Origin of the sequence: Flavobacterium sp. 9AF (genome assembly GCF_902506265.1) — a bacterium.
Taxonomy (GTDB): domain Bacteria; phylum Bacteroidota; class Bacteroidia; order Flavobacteriales; family Flavobacteriaceae; genus Flavobacterium.
Window position 1 is genome coordinate 2,228,779 of record NZ_LR733556.1, and the last position, 18,407, is coordinate 2,247,185.

Genomic DNA, 18,407 nt, shown 5'->3' on the forward strand with positions numbered 1-18,407 from the left:
ACAAAATGAAAAAAATCTTAGTTACCTTAGTTGTTGTGTTAGCGGCACAATTTGCAATAGCACAAGATGCTTTTAAAGCTGATGTATTAAAAGTACTAAAGGCATCTGGTTCCGCTGCTCAGATGGAGATTGCAAAAGAACAGATAATGAATAACATTCCAGAATCTAAAAGAGCCGATTTTTCAAAAGATTTTGATGCATCATTACCTTCTTTGTATGATAAAATGGCAAAAGTATATATGGAAGTATATACACACGATGATATCAAAAAAATGTTGGAATTTTACAATTCACCAGTTGGTAAAAAAATAGCAGAAAAAGCAAGTGAATTGACTAAGAAAAATATGGATGCTTCTCAAGAATGGGGAATGGAATTACAGGGAATGATGATGAAATACATGCAGTAATTGTAATTTATATAATAAAGTAAAACCCAAATTTAAATTTGGGTTTTTTATTTGTTTTATACAGTAATTCGAGCTAAATAATCAAAATGTTTTCCTTCTAAAATTAATTCACACTGTAACCCATTAGCGTAACAGGCATTTTGTAAGGTGTTATAATCAAGATATAACCAAGGAAAAGAGTCCTCAGTTTCATTTTTATATTGAATGCTAAATGTTAATTCTCCATAATAACCTGTAGCAGGAACTTCATAAGCACCATCTTCATCTTGATCGAACATGTAAATAATATCAGAAGAATCAATTAAAATTTGTCCGTTTTGTTTTAATAAAGATTTTAACTGTTTTAAATGTTTCGCAATTTGTACAAGTGTACCAAAAATTCCGGTACCATTCATTAATAATAAAATAGTGTCGTATTTATTTTCTTCATTAAAAGTATCTAAATCCAATATGTTTTTGACATAAGCCTTTTGTAAGCCTCTCAATTTACAGGTTTTTATGGCATTTGGTGAAATGTCAATACCCGTTACATCATATCCTTTATTTTGAAGATATAAAGCATGACTTCCAGCTCCACAGCCCACATCTAATATTTTCCCTTTTGCTAATTGTAACGCTTTTTGCTCTATTTTTGGCATTGCCTTAAAATCTCGAAACAAATAACCCACATCCATTTCGTCTGTATCACTAATGGAAGTATCGGTTATAATAGGCTCAGGATTATTATTCGTTTGATAATCTAAAATAGCTTTGCCAAAAAGATCTTTCATAAAAAAAGTTTAGGAGTTTAAAAATATAAGAATGTAAAGGTTTAAATTTGTTTAACTTTTGGTAAAAGACAATTGTAAACTTTAGTAAACCATGTTAAACCAACTTGAACAGCTTCAAAAACAAGCCAAAGATAAGCATAACGAAAACAAAAAGTATTTCGATAAGCTAAAAAAGAAAACACCCAAAAATTTAGATTATGTAATGCAAGATTTACATGATGCTGAATTTAAAAAAACCGATTGTTTGGAGTGTGCCAATTGTTGCAAAACCACAGGGCCTTTATTTACTACTGCCGATATTGAACGAATTTCTAAATTCTTTAGACAAAAACCACAACAATTTATAAACCAGTATTTGCGTATTGATGAAGATAATGATTATGTGTTGCAAAGTGTACCTTGTACTTTCTTAGATCAGGATAACAAATGCTTTATTTATGATGTTCGACCAAAAGCCTGTAGAGAATTTCCGCATACAGATCGTAAAAAGTTTCAACAAATTTCCAATTTAACTTTGAAAAATGTAGCTATTTGTCCGGCTGCTTTTAATATAGTGGAGAAAATGAAAGAAAAGTTACCATTGTAAAAAATGACAGTTTTTTTTAGTTAACTAATTTTCCTCATAAAGTAAATATGGTTTTCTCATTTCTTTAAAATGATGTAATCCTTCTTTCCATGATGCTCTAATTGCTTGTTCTGACATTCCCTTTTCAATTTGTTCTTGTAATTTCTTTGTTCCTGCTAGCTTAGTGAAGAATGGATTAAAAAATTTTGATTTATCAGCAGTTTCATTATAAGCTTTAATCAACCATTTTAATTCCAGCTGTTTAACTTTAGTGACTTTAGTTAAATCTTCACCATAACATAATACACCATTATATAATGGATCTTTTGCTCCTTCATTGGGTTTTGGTGTAAAACTATAATCACTTTTTGGTATGTAAGGTGAACCATAAATTTGAAATTGAGTACTCGTTCCGCGCCCAACACTCACATTCGTGCCTTCAAAAAAACATAAACTTGCATACAAATTGATAGCTTGTGCATTTGGTAAATTGGGAGAAGGTTTAACTGGTAAAGCATACGATAAATTTTTAGTATAGTTCAAACAAGGAATAACTTTTAAAGAACATTGAATTCCTTCTTTTAACCATTTTTCACCGTTTATCATTTGTGCATATTCACCTATGGTCATGCCATGTAAAATAGGAATTGTGTGCATTCCTACAAAACTGTGGTTTTCTTTCTCTAAAATGGGGCCATCTACAATATTTCCGTTTGGATTTGGTCTGTCCAAAACGATTACAGAAATCTTGTTTTCTGCGCAAGCTTCCATAATATAATGTAGGGTTGAGATATAGGTATAAAAACGAGCGCCTACATCTTGTAGGTCAAAAACTAAAACATCAATATCGTTTAGTTGTTCTGCTTTGGGTTTCTTATTGGCACCGTACAAAGAAATAATAGGTAATCCTGTTGTAACGTCTTTGTCATTTTTTATAGTTTCACCAGCATCAGCAGTACCTCTAAAACCATGTTCTGGAGCAAATATTTTTTTTACATTCATTTTTTTAGACAATAAAAAGTCTACTAAATGGGTACCGTCACTTAAAATTCCGGATTGGTTGGTTACAATTCCTATTTTTTTATTCTCTAATAAAGGTAAATACGCCTCATAATTATCAGCTCCAGTCTTTATTTCTTGAGAGGATAGTTTTTTGTTTGGAATTATATTTTCATTTCTATTTTGACTGACTTCAGTTTTTTTTACAGAATTTCCACAAGAAAAAATAAATAAAACCAAGAATAAAAATGTATTTTTGAACACCAATTTACTAAGCATAAACAGATTGAATTTAGAATATTTTATAGCCAAAAGGCTTGTTACCACTAAAAAGGATAAAAGTAGTGTTTCTTCTCCAATTATTAAAATTGCAATCACGGCAATTGCAATTGGAGTAATAATGATGATTATTTCGGTTGCAACAGGTATAGGTTTGCAAAAAAAAATCAGGGATAAAGTTTCTGCTTTCAACGGTCATGTTATCATTTCAAATCATGATGATAATCAATCACAAGTAAGCACTGTTCCTATTTCAATCCAACAAGATTTTTATCCCACATTTTCTTCAGTTACTGGTGTAACACATATTCAAGCTGTAGCTACCAAAGCTGCAATGATACGTACCGAAGCAACGGTCGAAGGTATTATTTTTAAAGGCGTTGGTAATGATTATAAATGGGACAATATAGCTGAATATTTAGTGGAAGGTGAATTGCCTAATATGACTAATAAGTTAACCGATGATGTTGTTATTTCCCAGTATTTAGCCAAAAGATTAAATCTAAAACTTCATGACGTTTGTAGAACTTATTTTATCAAACAAGATAATCAAGGCTATAATCTAAGAAGTTTTAAAATAGTTGGGATATTTAATTCAGGGTTCCAAGAGTTTGATGCTAATTTTATGTTAGGTGATCTCAGACATGTTCAAAAAATAAACAAATGGGAAAAAGATGAGGTGGGTTCCTTTGAAGTTTTTCTAAACGATTTTTCTCAGATTGAGCAAAAAGGACAAGAAATCTATAAAGAAATACCGCCTACTTATAATAGTATTACTATTTTGGATAAGTATTACAGCATCTTTGAATGGTTGAAGCTTTTCGATTTTAATATTATTGTTATTTTAGTAGTAATGATTTTGGTTTCTACTATTAATATGATAGTCGCATTATTAGTACTTATTTTAGAACGAACACAAATGATAGGTATTCTTAAAGCAGTCGGAGCTAGTAATTGGAATGTTCGAAAAATATTTATGTACAATGCAGGGCATTTAATTGTGAGAGGTTTGCTGTGGGGTAATGCCATTGCTCTAGTATTACTTTTGCTACAGAAATATTTTGGGTTGATAAAACTTGATCCTGAAAATTATTATGTGAGTGAAGCCCCAGTAGATATTAATATACTCTATATTGTATTGATTAATTTAGGAACTATAATTATTTGTTTGTTAATATTAATCATCCCTTCCTATATAATAACAAAAATAACTCCAGTTAAAGCCATTCGATTCGATTAATTTTCAGGAGCACGGTTTTGGTAAGATAAAGATTTATGTTCCTGCTTTTCGTTGTATCTTTTTATTTTTAGGTAAAAAAATAAAAAGGATGCCACTACAATCGGGGCTAAGCGAGTGGTTTTGTTTTTCAAGAGTCTTTTTTTTATATCATATATATAGTACAGTCATGTTATTAGAAAATATCATTTGTAATTGCTAATTTTTTGAAATTTTTAATACTATCATAAACAGTTTTTAAAGCGGTATTTTTATCATTTCGAATTTCTTGTTTTTTACAAGTAAGAAATATTATTAAGATAATTAAAAGTGGAACTTTATATTTCATTTTGTTTACCTATACTTATCATTAAGACCGATATTTGCTAGGATCATGGGTTTGATTTTTTCAATTCGGGCTAGTTTTGTTTTTTCTTGCTTTGCAGTAGCAATATATTCAGTGAATTCGTTTTGTTTGTATTGGGTAAACAAAAGAAATGCTTTTTTTAATTCTGGATTGGCTTCCAATTCATTTTCTAATGCTTCCGAATAGAAGTTTAGCTTCTCTGGTTTTATACTTAATCCTTTGTCTTCAATTGCAATGGCTTCTTTTATATAACTTAAAATCGTTTTTTCATCTATGTCTTCTTTGGATTGAAAACGCATTTGTCTTTGCGATTTTGTTTTGCCTTCTTGGGCATTCACCAGTAATTTTTTGTCATCTTTTAAAAATACGCCATTAAAAAACCACAAACCAAAATAAGATTTAAAACCACCAATTCCTATAATGTTTTTGTTGTTATGAGTATAAACGGCTGTTCCCCATTTTGTTGTTTCGACTAAATCGGTTTTTTCGATAATGGACTTTAAAGTTTCTAGTTCTTCAGTCCATTGATTGGTCTTATCCCAAACTTTTTTTTCTGACATAGAATTGTGTATAAAAAAGAGGAAGCTTGCTTCCTCTTATAGTATTATTTTTGAGCCGTTAATTCTGCAATTTTAACGATAACTTCTGTTGCTTTTACCATGCTTTCTACAGGAACATATTCATATTTACCATGGAAATTGTGTCCTCCTGCAAATATATTTGGGCAAGGCAATCCTTTATAGGATAATTGTGAACCGTCTGTTCCTCCGCGAATGGGTTTAATAATTGGGGTAATCCCCACTTCTTTCATCGCTTTTTCTGCAATTTCAACAATATGAAAAACAGGTTCTACTTTTTCACGCATATTATAATATTGATCTTTTACTTCTGCGATACAAATGGCTTCTCCAAATTGTTTTGCATATTGATTGTTTATTTTGGTAGCTATGGTATGAATTAATTCTTTTCTAGCTTCAAAAAGATCTTTATCATGATCTCTTATAATCAGTTGTAAAACGGTTTCTTCTATACTTCCATTTAAATGATGCACGTGAAAAAAGCCTTCATAATCACTAGTTCTTTCAGGAACTTCATTTTCAGGAAGCGCTGAGATAAATTCGTTAGCTAAAAGCATAGAATTAATCATCTTCCCTTTTGCATAACCAGGATGTACGCTTTTTCCTTTAAAAGTAATTTTGGCTCCAGCGGCATTAAAATTTTCATATTCTAATTCGCCTATTTGACTTCCATCCATAGTGTACGCCCAATCGCAACCGAATTTTTCTACATCAAATTTATGAGCACCACGACCAATTTCTTCGTCTGGTGTAAAACCAACACGAATTTTACCATGTTTAATTTCTGGATGTTGGATTAAATATTCCATAGCACTTACAATTTCGGTAATTCCTGCTTTATCATCTGCACCTAAAAGCGTTGTGCCATCTGTAGTAATAAGTGTTTGTCCTTTATAAAGTAACAAATCTTCAAAGTAAGCTGGGGATAAAACAATATTTTGCACTGCATTTAACACAATATCTTTACCGTCGTAATTTTCTATAATTTGCGGTTTAACATTGGCACCTGTAAAATCTGGAGTGGTGTCAAAATGTGAAACAAAACCAATTGTTGGTACTTCATGATCTACATTACTTGGTAAAGTAGCCATTATGTAAGCATTTTCGTCAATGGTAACTTCTTGTAGACCAATTTGTTTTAATTCTTCCACTAATTGATTGGCTAAATCCCATTGTTTTGCTGTACTTGGAGTGGTGTTTGAATTTGGATCTGATTCGGTATCAACCGTTACATAACTGATAAAACGATCTATAATATGTTGCATTTCTTTTTTTAATTTTGATGTAAATATACTTTTTTACTCCCTTTTATTCAATAAGACCAGCTCTTTTTAACAAAGCGTCTGGTTTGGGTTCCTGACCTCTAAATCTTTTATACAACGTCATAGGATGTTCTGTTCCTCCTTTAGACAAAACATTTTCTTTAAATTTTGTTGCTACTTCCTTATCGAAAATTCCCTTTTCTTGAAAATAAGCAAAGGCATCCGCATCTAACACTTCGGCCCATTTGTAACTATAATATCCAGAAGAATAACCTCCTTGGAATATATGTGAAAATGAAGTACTCATACAGTTTTCTGCAACATCAGGGTATAATTTCGTACTTTCAAAAGCTTTTTCTTCAAAACTTTTTACATCATTTATTGGAGTAGCTTTACCATGATATGCCATGTCTAATAAACCAAAGCTTAATTGTCTCATAGTAGCCATTCCTTCCAAGAAGCTCGCACTTTCTTTAATTTTTTCAACATATTCTTGTGGAATAATTGTTCCAGTTTCATAATGTTTTGCAAATAAAGCTAATGCTTCAGGTTCGTAACACCAATTTTCCATAATCTGACTTGGTAATTCCACAAAATCCCAATATACTGATGTTCCTGATAAACTAGGATACGTCGTATTCGCTAACATACCATGTAACCCATGACCAAATTCATGAAACAGAGTCGTTACTTCGTTAAAAGTTAATAGCGATGGTTTGGTTGGAGTAGGAGGCGTAAAATTACAAACATTTGAAATGTGTGGTCGTTCGTTTACTCCATCTTTAATATATTGCGATTTAAAAGAGGTCATCCAAGCACCATTTCTTTTTCCTTTTCTTGGAAAGAAATCGGTATAAAATAAAGCAACTAAATTATTTTCAAAGTCCAATACTTCAAATGTTTGTACATCTGGATGGTATTTATCGATATCGAAAACCTCTTTAAAAGTAATACCATATAATTTTTCGGCAATCGTAAAAGCACCTTGTAATACGTTTTCTAACTTAAAATAAGGTTTTAGTTTTTCGTCGTCGAGATTGAATAATTTTTGTTTTAACTTTTCTGAATAATAAGCACCATCCCATTTTTCTAAGTGATCAATTCCGTCTAAATCTTTAGCAAATTGCGTAAGTTCTTCAAATTCTTTCCTTGCGGCTGGTTTTGCTTTTTCTAACATGTCATTCAAAAAAGAAATTACTTTTTCTGGATTTTGAGCCATTCTTTCTTCCAAAACAAAATGAGCATGAGTGGCATATCCTAAAAGATTGGCTCTTTCATGCCTTAAACGTACTATATCTTTTATGTTGTTTTGATTGTTGTATGAATTGTCTTGAAATGCTTTTTTACCGGCTGCAATACTGATTTCTTTTCGTAACTCACGATTTTCGACATAGGTTACAAACGGTAAATAACTTGGAAAATCTAACGTGAAAACCCAACCGGCTACTGATTTTGATTGTGCTAATGCAGCTGCTGCTTCTTTGGCTCCTTCAGGTAAGCCTTTTAAATCAGCTTCGTTGGTAATATGTAATTGGTAATTGTTAGTTTCAGCTAATACATTTTCACCAAAAGTCAATTTGAGTTTGGCTAATTGAGTATCAATTTCTCTTAATTTGGTCTTTTGTTGTTCATCAAGTAAGGCACCATTTCTTACAAAGCCTTTGTATTTTTTATCCAACAACGTTTTTTGTTCTAATGTTAAATTAGCTTGGTCTTGAGCATCATAAACTAACTTTATTTTTTTAAATAAATCTTCATTTAGTGTAACGTCGTTACTAAATTCTGTTAATAAAGGGGAAACTTCTTGTGCTATTTTTTGCATTTCTTCAGAAGTTTCTGCCGAATTTAAATTGAAAAAAATACTCGAAACACGATCCAATTGACTTCCAGAAAAATCTAAAGCGGCAACGGTGTTTTCAAATGTAGGCTGTTCAGGATTATTTATAACTGCATTAATTTCTTCTTTAGCATCCTTAATAAGTTGGATAAAAGCGAGTTTATAATCTTTATTTTCAATTTTTGTAAAAGGAGCAGTTTGATATTTGGTAGAAAATTTTTGTGTTAAGATATTCATTTCTATAATGTGTTTCTGTGTTTTAAAATTATTAAAATCGATAAAAAGTTTGTTTTTACCGATAAAAAGGTTAAATTTGTTTTTGTAAAGTTTTTTTAACAAGAACTTTTACCCTTTTCAATTGATTTTTTATAGTTGTCACTTAAATGTGAAAAAATTTCCCGATGTTCCTGCATCGGGTTTTTTTTCAAAAATACTAATTTATCTTCAATCTTATTTTAGTTGATTGCTACTTTTCCTCATCAAATTCTATGTGATTTTTCGTACTATTTATAGGTAATAAATGTGAAAAATGTAAGAATTTTATTTAAAAAATATGGCTTTTAGGTTTTTTTTGAAAAAACATAAAAAATACCCGACAAAATGTTTGTTTTATACGATTAACTGATTATATTTGTGGTAACAAAAAAGTTGTTACAACAAGCCTTTTTGTTCCCAAAATAGAATTTTTTTTATAGTTGTCACTTAATTGTGAATAGATTTTTATCCCGATGTTATTGTTTGCGTCGGGATTTTTTTATTTCAAACTTTCAGAAGCCTTTATAACAGCTTGTTTTAATCCTTCTTTATAATCAACAATTGTTTGTAACACTTCATTGTTACTACTTCCCATGATTTGCGCTGCTAAAATTCCAGCATTTTTAGCTCCATTTAAAGCTACAGTCGCTACGGGTACGCCACCAGGCATTTGTAAAATAGAAAGTACTGAATCCCAACCATCAATTGAATTACTTGATTTTACTGGAACACCAATTACTGGCAATGGAGACATGGAAGCCACCATTCCTGGTAAGTGTGCGGCACCACCAGCACCAGCTATAATAACAGCTATACCTCTTTTGTGTGCATTTTGACTAAAATCGAAAAGTTTTTCAGGAGTTCTATGTGCAGATACTATATCCACTTCGGTTTCGATATTAAATACTTTTAAAATATCAATTGCATCTTGCATCACTGGCATATCGGAAATACTTCCCATGATTATGGCTACTTTATTCATTGTTTATTTTAGTTTTATGTTGTTTAAAATGGTTTAAGCGTTTAAGTTTGTTTTTGAGTTGGAAATATAAGAAAGATAATATCCAAAAAATTATAGAGTCATATATAAAATAATCTAAATTGGAGACATGTTGTAAATCTCTTTCATCTAGCAATAATGTATAATAAAATTTAAAAGGGAAACCTATAGTTATATTCGGTATCTCTTTATATAATGAAAATAGTAAAATTTGAAATAGAAGGATAATAAAATTAATTACACAAAAAGTAACAAACGCATAAAAGCTTATTTTGAAAAATTGTTTGATTATCCTAATTTGTTGTAAACCATGACTAAAATTCCGAAAACTATCTAATCAACTGCAATCACTCGAATACTATTCTTTACTTCCTCTGCAATTTTTCGGGCTTCTACCATGTTTTCATTAACTATTGTAACGTGTCCCATTTTTCTAAAAGGTCTGGTTTCTCTTTTACCATAAATATGAGGAGTTACACCATCAATAGCCATAATTTTATCAATATTTTCATAGTACACTTGACCCGTGTGTCCTTCTTCTCCAACTAAATTGACCATAATACCAGCAACTTTGCTTTCGGTGTTTCCTAAAGGTAAGTCTAAAATGGCACGGATATGATTTTCAAATTGAGAAGTATAACTGGCTTCAATACTATAATGCCCAGAATTATGAGGTCTTGGCGCTACTTCGTTTACCAATATTTCATCTGTTTCAGTTTGAAACATTTCTACTGCTAATAAACCCACATGATTAAAGGTTTCCGAAACTTTTAAAGCCACTTCTCTAGCTTTTTTAGCAACTGCTTCATGTATTCTTGCAGGACAAATCACATATTCCACCTGATTCGCTTCTGGATGAAATTCCATTTCAACCACAGGATATGTTTTTATTTCACCTGAAAAACTTCGGGCAACAATAACAGCCAATTCATTTTTGAAGGGTACTAAATCTTCAGCCAAACATTCAACATCGGGTAATTTCATCAAATCTAAAGCAGAACGACAAATTTTCACCCCATTGCCATCATAACCAAATTGGGCACTCTTCCAAACAAAAGGAAAATCCAATTCATCTTTGGCAATGCTTTCTCGTAAATCATCTAATCCTACAAAACGTAAATGTTTAGAGGTTGGGATTTGGTTCTTTACATATAAGTCTTTTTGCTTTCCTTTATTTTGAATTAAGCGGAGCGTTTTTGGAGAAGGAAAAATAGGTAGTCCTTCTTCTTCTAATTTGTCTAAAGCATCTAAATTAACATTTTCAATTTCGATAGTTAATAAATCTACTAGTTTTCCAAATTGATATACGGTATCAAAATCCATTAAGCTGCCGCGGTAGAAGTTATTACAACCGAAACGTGAAGGTGCTTCTTCGCTGGAATCTAAAACAAAAGTTTGAATGTCAAATTTTCGGGTGTCATATAGCATCATTTTTCCTAATTGACCACCGCCTAAAATACCTAGTTTAAAGTCTGATGAGAAATAATTCATTGTTGTGTGTGAACCCTTTTTTAGGTTTCTTTTTTTGTTGTTTGTAGTTAGTTGTGCAAAGATACTTAGACAATTACTATTACACAATTGCTTACTTATTAATTTTTTTTAAAACCTCTTTAGCAACGGCTTTGTAAGCAGCAGAGTGCAAACTGTAATCTTGCTCTAAAATAGTGCGCAATTCTTCTTTTATCCATGGTTGGTTTTTACTAAAATTATACAAAGCTCTTATAGCATAAGCTTTTGTAGCTACTTTTTCTTCTTGAATCAACCAATCTAAACAGGCTTCAACAAGCACTTGTTCTTGATTTTTTGTTACTACTATTGTGCTTTTTGAGATAAATAAGCAAATTTTTGAAATCGAACGTAAAGCAGAATCGTGTTGGTATAATTTAACTTTTTCAATAAAAGTAGCTAAATGCGGAACCAATAATGAGATGTTTTTTTCGAGAACAAGCTCTAAAGACCAACAGGCTTTAAAATGATTTTTGTTTTCAATATCAAATGCAAATAAAAAAAGTTCTTTAAGCGCTTCTGTACTAGATAAAGCTGCTTCGCAAAGTTCGTCTCTAGAATGTCTATGAGCAGTACTGTTTTCTATTTGTAAATAAAAGGAGGATTTCATTTGATAAAAATAGTAAAAAATATAAAAAAACATTTCAATTGGTAATGGTAAATACTGATTACTTTCTTAAATTTGTTCCTTCATTTTTAAAACTAAATCCTGTGATTCAACTACATGATAAACATTTTGAACCGTTCATTTCTTCAGATGAAATTGACTTTGCGATTCAAAATATGGCCAAACAAATGGATGACGATTTTTTTGACGAAATCCCTGTTTTTATTGGTGTTTTAAACGGTTCTTTCAAAGTTATTTCTGATTTAATGAAATACTATAGAGGTATGTGCGAAGTAAGTTTTGTAAAATTAGCTTCTTATGAAGGAACACAGTCTACCAATCAAGTAAAACAATTAATTGGGCTCAATGAAGATATAGAAGGAAAAACAGTTGTAATCGTTGAGGATATTGTTGATACAGGCAATACAGTTGAAGAATTGAAAGCCATTTTTAAAGAGAAAAAAGTAAAACATTTAAAGATTGCAACCTTATTTTTTAAACCAGAAGCTTACAAAAAAGACATCAAATTAGATTATGTAGGAATTCGTATTCCAGATCGCTTTATTGTTGGTTTTGGATTGGATTATGATGGTTTAGGAAGGAATTTACCCGATGTGTATCAATTAGCAAAAGAAAATATAAACACACAAATGATTAATATAGTTTTATTCGGAAAACCGGGGTCTGGAAAAGGAACCCAAGCTGATTTTTTAAAAGAAAAATACAATTTAGTACACCTTTCAACTGGAGATATTTTTAGATATAATATAAAAAATGATACCGATTTAGGCAGATTGGCTAAAACCTACATGGATAAAGGCGATTTAGTTCCTGATGCAGTAACCATTCAAATGTTACAAAGTGAAGTAGATAAAAATCCTCAAGCTAAAGGCTTTTTGTTTGATGGTTTTCCAAGAACTATCGCTCAAGCAGAAGCGTTAGATGCGTTTTTAAGTTTAAAGGGACAAGCAGTTACTGCTACAGTCGCTCTAGAAGCAGACGACGAAATTTTAGTGCAACGCTTATTAGAAAGAGGAAAAACTTCTGGTAGACCAGACGATCAAGATGAAGAAAAAATTAGAAATCGTTATGAGGAGTATAATCAAAAAACAGCTCCTTTAATGGACTATTATAAAGGACAAAATAAATTTATACCTGTTAATGGCATTGGGGAAATTGCTGAAGTTACAGAAAGGTTAAATGTTGTTTTAGATACATTAGTATAAATAAATTTAAAATTTAATAATTTAAAAGCTATGTTTTTTACATAATTAAAACATAGCTTTTTTTATAGATAGATATATGGAAATATTAATTGTTTTATTTTTGATACTTTTAAATGGCGTTTTTTCTATGTCTGAAATAGCTTTAATTTCTTCGAGAAAAAACCGCTTGGAAACTGCAGCTAAGAAAGGAAATAAGAATGCTAAAGTAGCACTAGATTTAGCTAATTCGCCTAATACATTCCTTTCAGCTGTACAAATAGGTATTACTCTTATAGGTATTTTAACAGGTATTTTTTCAGGGGATAAAATTACGGCTGATGTAGAAAATTTTGTAGCCTCTTTTTTATTTTTAAAACCTTATGCAGATACTATCGCTGTAGCAATAGTGGTGGTAATTTTAACTTTTTTCTCTTTAGTGCTAGGGGAGTTGTTACCTAAGCGTATCGGGTTGAATCATCCTGAAAGTATAGCGAAGATCGTAGCCGTTCCTATGCGATTCATGTCTTTGGTTACAAAACCATTTATTTGGCTATTAACTATTTCAACTGAATTTTTATTGAAAATATTACAAATTAAGCCTACTGCTGACGGAAAAGTAACGGAAGAAGAAATTAAAGCAATTATTAAAGAGGGTACCGAAGTTGGTGAAGTGCAAGAAATTGAGCAAGATATTGTTGAGAGAGTATTTCATATTGGTGATAGAAAAGTTAATTCTTTAATGACTCATAGAAATTATATCGTTTATTTGTCTTTAGACGATTCAAAAGAGCAAATCAAAGCTAAAATTATTGAAAACTTGCATTCTGTTTATCCAGTTTGTGAATCTAATCTAGATAATATCATAGGATTAGTAACTTTGAAGGATTTGTTTGCTACTATTGATAATTTTGATTTTGAATTAAAGAAGATTGTAAAAGAACCTTTGTATTTTATAGAATATACATCCGTTTATAAAGCTTTAGATAATTTTAAAAAATCAAAAAATCATGCTGCTTTTATTACTGATGAATATGCAGTTTTTCAAGGTGTTCTTTCTTTGAATGATATTTTAGAATCATTGGTTGGCGCTCCTTCAGATTTTGATGAAGATGAATTTAAATTACTTCCTTATGAAAATGGAAAATGGATTGTAGATGGAGGTTATTCTTTTCATGATTGTTTGAATTTCTTAGAAATGGAAGAATATTGGTTAGATTATGATGTAGCAACTGTAAGTGGATTTATTATAAAAGAATTAGGAACAATACCAAAAGTAGGACAAGCCTTTTTTTGGAACAAATTAAAGTTTGAAGTTGTTGAAATGAATGGACTTACAGTTGATAAAGTAGTTATCTCTTATCTAAAAGAAGAATAAATTTTCTACAGATACTAATATTTCAGGCTTTAAAAGAAGAACTAATCGTTTTTCAGATTTTTAATTTTAACTTTGCACAAAATTAAACTTAAATGCTTATACGAATAAAGTATTTAGAGTTAACAAATGTTTAAAATATTATGACAGAAGGGAATTTTGTAGATTACGTAAAAATATATTTGGCTTCGGGTAAAGGAGGAAAAGGATCTACACATTTGCATAGAGAAAAATTCATAGAAAAAGGAGGTCCAGATGGTGGTGATGGTGGGCGTGGTGGTCATGTGATTTTAGTAGGTAATAAAGGGCTTTGGACATTATTTCATCTGAAATTTTTACGACATGTGAAAGCTGGTCATGGAGGTGATGGAGGTAGTTCTAGAAGTACCGGTGCAGATGGTGAAGATAAAATAATTGAAGTGCCACTAGGAACCGTAATTAAAGATAAAGAAACTGGGGAAATTCTTTTTGAGATTACTGAACACGGTGAATCAAAAATAATTGCAAAAGGAGGTAAAGGTGGTTTAGGAAACTGGCATTTTAGAAGTGCTACCAATCAGACACCTCGTTATTCTCAACCAGGACTTCCAGGGGAAGAACTTGATGTAATTTTAGAATTAAAAGTTTTAGCCGATGTAGGTTTAGTGGGATTTCCAAATGCAGGTAAATCTACATTGTTATCTGTTTTAACTGCAGCAAAACCTAAAATTGCAGATTATCCTTTTACAACTTTGAAGCCTAATTTAGGAATTGTAGCTTATAGAGATTTTCAATCATTTGTCATTGCAGATATTCCTGGAATTATTGAAGGAGCAGCAGAAGGGAAAGGTCTAGGACATTATTTTTTAAGACATATTGAACGTAATTCAACGTTGCTTTTTCTAATTCCAGCTGATGCAACAGATATTAAAAAGGAATACGAAATCTTACTGGATGAATTGAGACGTTACAATCCCGAAATGTTAGATAAAGACAGATTGGTAGTTGTTTCTAAGTCAGATATGTTAGATGAAGAATTAAAATTAGAAATGAAAAAGCAATTAGATAACGAATTGAAAGAAATAAATTATATGTTTATATCTTCTGTCGCTCAACAAGGACTACAGGAGTTGAAAGATAAGTTGTGGAAAATGTTGAATAATAATCAAAATATTAATAGTTAAAAAATGAAATTAAAAATTTACTTTTTATTATGTGTTTCTATTTGCCAATTTGCAAATGCTCAAGTCAAAAGATGTGGTTCAGTAGAACAAATGCAGAAAATGATGTTTAATCCATTGATGAAACAAAAATATTTAAATCAAATAGAGAAATCTAATCAAGAATTATTGAGATTAGAAAATCATTCTCTAGCAAAAAACCCTCAAATAACATTACTTATACCTGTAGCTGTTCATTTTCCTTCAGAAAGCAATTCTAATAGAGCTTGTTTGGTTGCATTAGCTCAGAATCAAATCGATATTTTAAATAATGATTTCAATGGAACAAATTCCGATATTTCTGTTTGGAATAATACTACTGGTTCTTATTTTCCAGGTGTCAATAATGGTAGTATTGATGTTCAGTTCGTTTTAGCTACTCAAAATCATCCAACAGGTACAGATCCTAATTTAGTTAATGGTCAACCAGCTGTAACTATAGGTTATGATTTTGCTGCAAATAGTGATTGGAATGCTACATGGACAGGTTACTTAAATATAGTTGTAGATAACTTGTCAGGAGGAACGCTTGGTTATGCATATCTTGCTTCTGATCCTAATGATGGAGCTGCAATATTTATTAATTATTCAGCTTTTGCTTCTGGTTCAGGATGTGGTAATGTTGTTCCTAGTGCGCCTTATAATTTAGGGAGAACTTTAACTCATGAATTAGGACATTATTTAAACTTAATGCATATTTGGGGTGATGCTTTTTGTGGTGATGATTTTGTAGCCGATACACCTCTTCATAATGAAGACAATTATGGTTGTCCTTCTATTAATCATTTGTCTACTTGCAGCGGAACACCAAGGGAATTAACTATGAATTACATGGATTATACTAATGATAGCTGTATGTACATGTTTACTCAAGGTCAAGCAACTAGAATGCAAGCCCATTTGAATACTATAGCTTCAAATTTTAATCAAAATACATTAGGTTTAAATTCATTAGTGGCTACTGCTTTTTCTGTTTTTCCTAATCCTAATAATGGAAATTTTTCTATATCATTTGAAAATGGTATTACTAATTCTACAATAGTAGTATTTGATGTTACTGGAAGAAAAGTTTTTGAAAAAGAATTAACGGTTAACAGTGGGGAAATAATAGATGTAAAAATCGATAATGTAAATACTGGAATTTATTCAGTCGTAGTTAAAAATGACTCGCATTCATCTACTCAAAAAATAATTATTAAATAATCATTTAGTGGTATACATAATAAGAAAGGGAATGATTTTAAAATCATTCCCTTTCTTATTTATGAAGATGGATTTATTAGATTTTACCAATAATATCTTTTTTGTACTTATTTAAAAGCGCTTTAGTCATACCTAAGTTAGCTTTACTAGAATCTACAGCTAAGTAAATAAAATAATCCCCAGCTTCAGAAACATCAATAATGTGAATTTGCGATGTTAAATTTATCATTATATCTTCTATAGTTTGATTTAATCCTAAGGCTTTGATTGCGTTTAATTTAGCTTTAACAACTTCTAGGTTGTAAGCAGATGCTAATTCGGGATCAAAAGATGAGTCAGCAGATAAAGAAAAGTAAGACATACCACTTTTTACTTCCGTAATGCTTACTGCGATAAAACCTGAAACATTATTTTTTAAATCCTCTCCGAATTTGGTTAAGAAATCTGACATATGTAATTAAATTAATTGATTTTGAAATTTTCTAGAATTTTTAGTAAAAGACCTAATTTTGTTATGTCACTAGTAACGACCATTAAATATTGATTGCCATCTAATTTATTAGCTATTATTAAAAGTGATTGTGTTTTTATAATTACTTGTGTTAATGTCTTTTCATTTAGTTCTTCAACTAATCCTTGACACATATCCATAATAATATTAGACATGGCAGATAATGTTTGAGGCTTGTCAAGATTTGAACTGTCAATTAAAACGCCATTGGAATTAAATAGTAAAGCAGAGTCAATATTGTAATCTGTAAGTAGTTTTTCTAACATATTAGATTTTAAATGTTTAATTCCTACAAAGATAAGGTCTTTTTTTTATTAAATGTTAAAATGATTACAATTTTAATGTAATTAATGTTAATAATTTTGTAACTTTGTTTAAAATATAAGTCATGGAAAATCAAAAAGATATAGAAGTTTTGAGAGAATCTTTAAATTTAAAAATGGAAAAATTCAATAGAATTCGTTTTGGATATGAAGATATGGCCAAAGTTAGTGAGATAGTGGAAATAGAGGAAGAAATAGTTCTTACTCAACCTGATGTTTTTTCATTTGATAGTATAGCTAATGATATAGAGGAAGAAAAAGAATTAGTTGAAGTTGGAGGAGATTTTTATTCGCAGGATACCAATGAAAAGAAATCAGAATTTAAACCTGCAATGAACTTAACAAATTTAGGTACCAGTTATTTTGGTAGAAGAAGAAGATAGTAATTATAAAAAGAAACGAACTTAATTTAAGTTCGTTTCTTTTTATGATTTAATCTATTTTAGGTATTCTAAGTACTTGACCAGGATAAATTTTATCTGGATGATCTAACATAGGTTTGTTGGCTTCAAAAATAACATTGTATTTATTTGCATCACCATAATATTTTGCAGCAATCTTTGATAACCATTCTCCTTTTTCTACAGTATGAAATTGGGCTTCTGGTTTAGGTTCTGGAGCAATCACTTTCATTTGATTATCTACGGTATCCACTCCTTCAACATTTCCTATAGCAAGAACAATTCTTTCTGCATCTTCTTGTTCATCTACATCTCCTTCTACTATAACATCATCTCCTTTAAGGCTTATTTTAATAGTTTTGTATTTTAAACCTAATGCTTTTACATGTTCTAAAAGAGCACTTGCTTTTAAAACTGCTTTTTCTTCAACTGGAGCTTCTTCTTCTTTTTTTCCAAAGAGTTTAGCACCAGCATTTTTTACAAATGAAAATAATCCCATAATTTTTGTTTTTTTTTGTTATTACTCAAATATAATAAAAACAAAG

Annotated in this window: 19 protein-coding genes; 8 read left to right on the forward strand and 11 right to left on the reverse strand. The window is 30.6% G+C overall.

Annotated elements, in window-relative coordinates:
• Positions 1-5: 5 nt before the first annotated feature.
• Positions 6-407 (forward strand): DUF2059 domain-containing protein, encoded by a 402-nt coding sequence (locus HALO113_RS10025; RefSeq protein WP_159778893.1) that lies wholly within the window; start codon positions 6-8, stop codon positions 405-407.
• 56 nt (positions 408-463) lie between these two features.
• Here the strand turns inward: HALO113_RS10025 and HALO113_RS10030 are convergent, their stop codons facing one another.
• Positions 464-1,177 carry a bifunctional 2-polyprenyl-6-hydroxyphenol methylase/3-demethylubiquinol 3-O-methyltransferase UbiG gene (locus tag HALO113_RS10030; RefSeq protein ID WP_159778894.1) on the reverse strand — a complete coding sequence of 238 codons (714 nt, stop codon included), beginning with the start codon at positions 1,175-1,177 and terminating at the stop codon, positions 464-466.
• Between the two features lie 91 nt (positions 1,178-1,268).
• On the opposite strand from HALO113_RS10030, the gene HALO113_RS10035 reads away from it, so the two are divergent.
• Entirely contained in the window at positions 1,269-1,763 is a 495-nt protein-coding gene (locus HALO113_RS10035; RefSeq protein WP_159778895.1) for a YkgJ family cysteine cluster protein, read from the forward strand.
• A gap of 24 nt (positions 1,764-1,787) precedes the next feature.
• Here HALO113_RS10035 and HALO113_RS10040 read toward each other — a convergent pair whose 3' ends face one another.
• Complete coding sequence (locus tag HALO113_RS10040; protein WP_159778896.1) at positions 1,788-3,020, reverse strand: exo-beta-N-acetylmuramidase NamZ domain-containing protein; 1,233 nt, start codon at positions 3,018-3,020, stop codon at positions 1,788-1,790.
• Positions 3,021-3,027: 7 nt separating this feature from the next.
• Between HALO113_RS10040 and HALO113_RS10045 the strand changes: the two genes are divergently transcribed.
• The gene (locus HALO113_RS10045) at positions 3,028-4,260 is read left to right on the forward strand and encodes an ABC transporter permease (RefSeq protein ID WP_159779596.1); all 1,233 of its coding nucleotides are present in this window, start codon (positions 3,028-3,030) and stop codon (positions 4,258-4,260) included.
• 330 nt (positions 4,261-4,590) lie between these two features.
• Here HALO113_RS10045 and HALO113_RS10050 read toward each other — a convergent pair whose 3' ends face one another.
• From HALO113_RS10050 to HALO113_RS10075, 6 genes are all read right to left on the reverse strand, one after another.
• The gene (locus tag HALO113_RS10050; RefSeq protein WP_159778897.1) at positions 4,591-5,163 is read right to left on the reverse strand and encodes a YdeI family protein; all 573 of its coding nucleotides are present in this window, start codon (positions 5,161-5,163) and stop codon (positions 4,591-4,593) included.
• A 44-nt stretch (positions 5,164-5,207) separates the two neighbouring features.
• Positions 5,208-6,446, reverse strand: a complete 1,239-nt coding sequence (pepT, locus tag HALO113_RS10055) for a peptidase T (RefSeq protein ID WP_159778898.1) — start codon at positions 6,444-6,446, stop codon at positions 5,208-5,210.
• Positions 6,447-6,489: 43 nt separating this feature from the next.
• Positions 6,490-8,517 carry a M3 family metallopeptidase gene (locus HALO113_RS10060; protein WP_159778899.1) on the reverse strand — a complete coding sequence of 676 codons (2,028 nt, stop codon included), beginning with the start codon at positions 8,515-8,517 and terminating at the stop codon, positions 6,490-6,492.
• Positions 8,518-9,034: 517 nt separating this feature from the next.
• Positions 9,035-9,517: a 5-(carboxyamino)imidazole ribonucleotide mutase gene (gene purE / locus HALO113_RS10065; protein WP_159778900.1), complete on the reverse strand. Its 483-nt coding sequence runs from the start codon at positions 9,515-9,517 to the stop codon at positions 9,035-9,037.
• 351 nt (positions 9,518-9,868) lie between these two features.
• Positions 9,869-11,026 carry a 5-(carboxyamino)imidazole ribonucleotide synthase gene (locus tag HALO113_RS10070; RefSeq protein WP_159778901.1) on the reverse strand — a complete coding sequence of 386 codons (1,158 nt, stop codon included), beginning with the start codon at positions 11,024-11,026 and terminating at the stop codon, positions 9,869-9,871.
• A gap of 91 nt (positions 11,027-11,117) precedes the next feature.
• Positions 11,118-11,651 (reverse strand): hypothetical protein, encoded by a 534-nt coding sequence (locus HALO113_RS10075; RefSeq protein ID WP_159778902.1) that lies wholly within the window; start codon positions 11,649-11,651, stop codon positions 11,118-11,120.
• Between the two features lie 44 nt (positions 11,652-11,695).
• Here HALO113_RS10075 and HALO113_RS10080 point away from each other — a divergent pair, with 44 nt between their 5' ends.
• The 4 genes from HALO113_RS10080 (at position 11,696) to HALO113_RS10095 (ending at position 16,627) form a co-directional block, all read left to right on the forward strand.
• The gene (locus tag HALO113_RS10080; RefSeq protein ID WP_159778903.1) at positions 11,696-12,874 is read left to right on the forward strand and encodes an adenylate kinase; all 1,179 of its coding nucleotides are present in this window, start codon (positions 11,696-11,698) and stop codon (positions 12,872-12,874) included.
• A 76-nt stretch (positions 12,875-12,950) separates the two neighbouring features.
• Positions 12,951-14,228: a hemolysin family protein gene (locus HALO113_RS10085; RefSeq protein ID WP_159778904.1), complete on the forward strand. Its 1,278-nt coding sequence runs from the start codon at positions 12,951-12,953 to the stop codon at positions 14,226-14,228.
• A 140-nt stretch (positions 14,229-14,368) separates the two neighbouring features.
• On the forward strand, positions 14,369-15,388 hold the full coding sequence (gene obgE, locus HALO113_RS10090; RefSeq protein WP_159778905.1) for a GTPase ObgE: 1,020 nt from the start codon (positions 14,369-14,371) through the stop codon (positions 15,386-15,388).
• Positions 15,389-15,391: 3 nt separating this feature from the next.
• Positions 15,392-16,627 carry a M43 family zinc metalloprotease gene (locus HALO113_RS10095; RefSeq protein WP_159778906.1) on the forward strand — a complete coding sequence of 412 codons (1,236 nt, stop codon included), beginning with the start codon at positions 15,392-15,394 and terminating at the stop codon, positions 16,625-16,627.
• Between the two features lie 76 nt (positions 16,628-16,703).
• Here the strand turns inward: HALO113_RS10095 and HALO113_RS10100 are convergent, their stop codons facing one another.
• Complete coding sequence (locus tag HALO113_RS10100; protein ID WP_159778907.1) at positions 16,704-17,078, reverse strand: hypothetical protein; 375 nt, start codon at positions 17,076-17,078, stop codon at positions 16,704-16,706.
• Positions 17,079-17,089: 11 nt separating this feature from the next.
• Complete coding sequence (locus HALO113_RS10105) at positions 17,090-17,404, reverse strand: roadblock/LC7 domain-containing protein (protein WP_159778908.1); 315 nt, start codon at positions 17,402-17,404, stop codon at positions 17,090-17,092.
• Positions 17,405-17,526: 122 nt separating this feature from the next.
• Here HALO113_RS10105 and HALO113_RS10110 point away from each other — a divergent pair, with 122 nt between their 5' ends.
• Positions 17,527-17,844: a hypothetical protein gene (locus tag HALO113_RS10110; RefSeq protein WP_159778909.1), complete on the forward strand. Its 318-nt coding sequence runs from the start codon at positions 17,527-17,529 to the stop codon at positions 17,842-17,844.
• Positions 17,845-17,893: 49 nt separating this feature from the next.
• Here HALO113_RS10110 and lysM read toward each other — a convergent pair whose 3' ends face one another.
• On the reverse strand, positions 17,894-18,361 hold the full coding sequence (gene lysM, locus HALO113_RS10115; RefSeq protein WP_159778910.1) for a peptidoglycan-binding protein LysM: 468 nt from the start codon (positions 18,359-18,361) through the stop codon (positions 17,894-17,896).
• Positions 18,362-18,407: the final 46 nt, after the last annotated feature.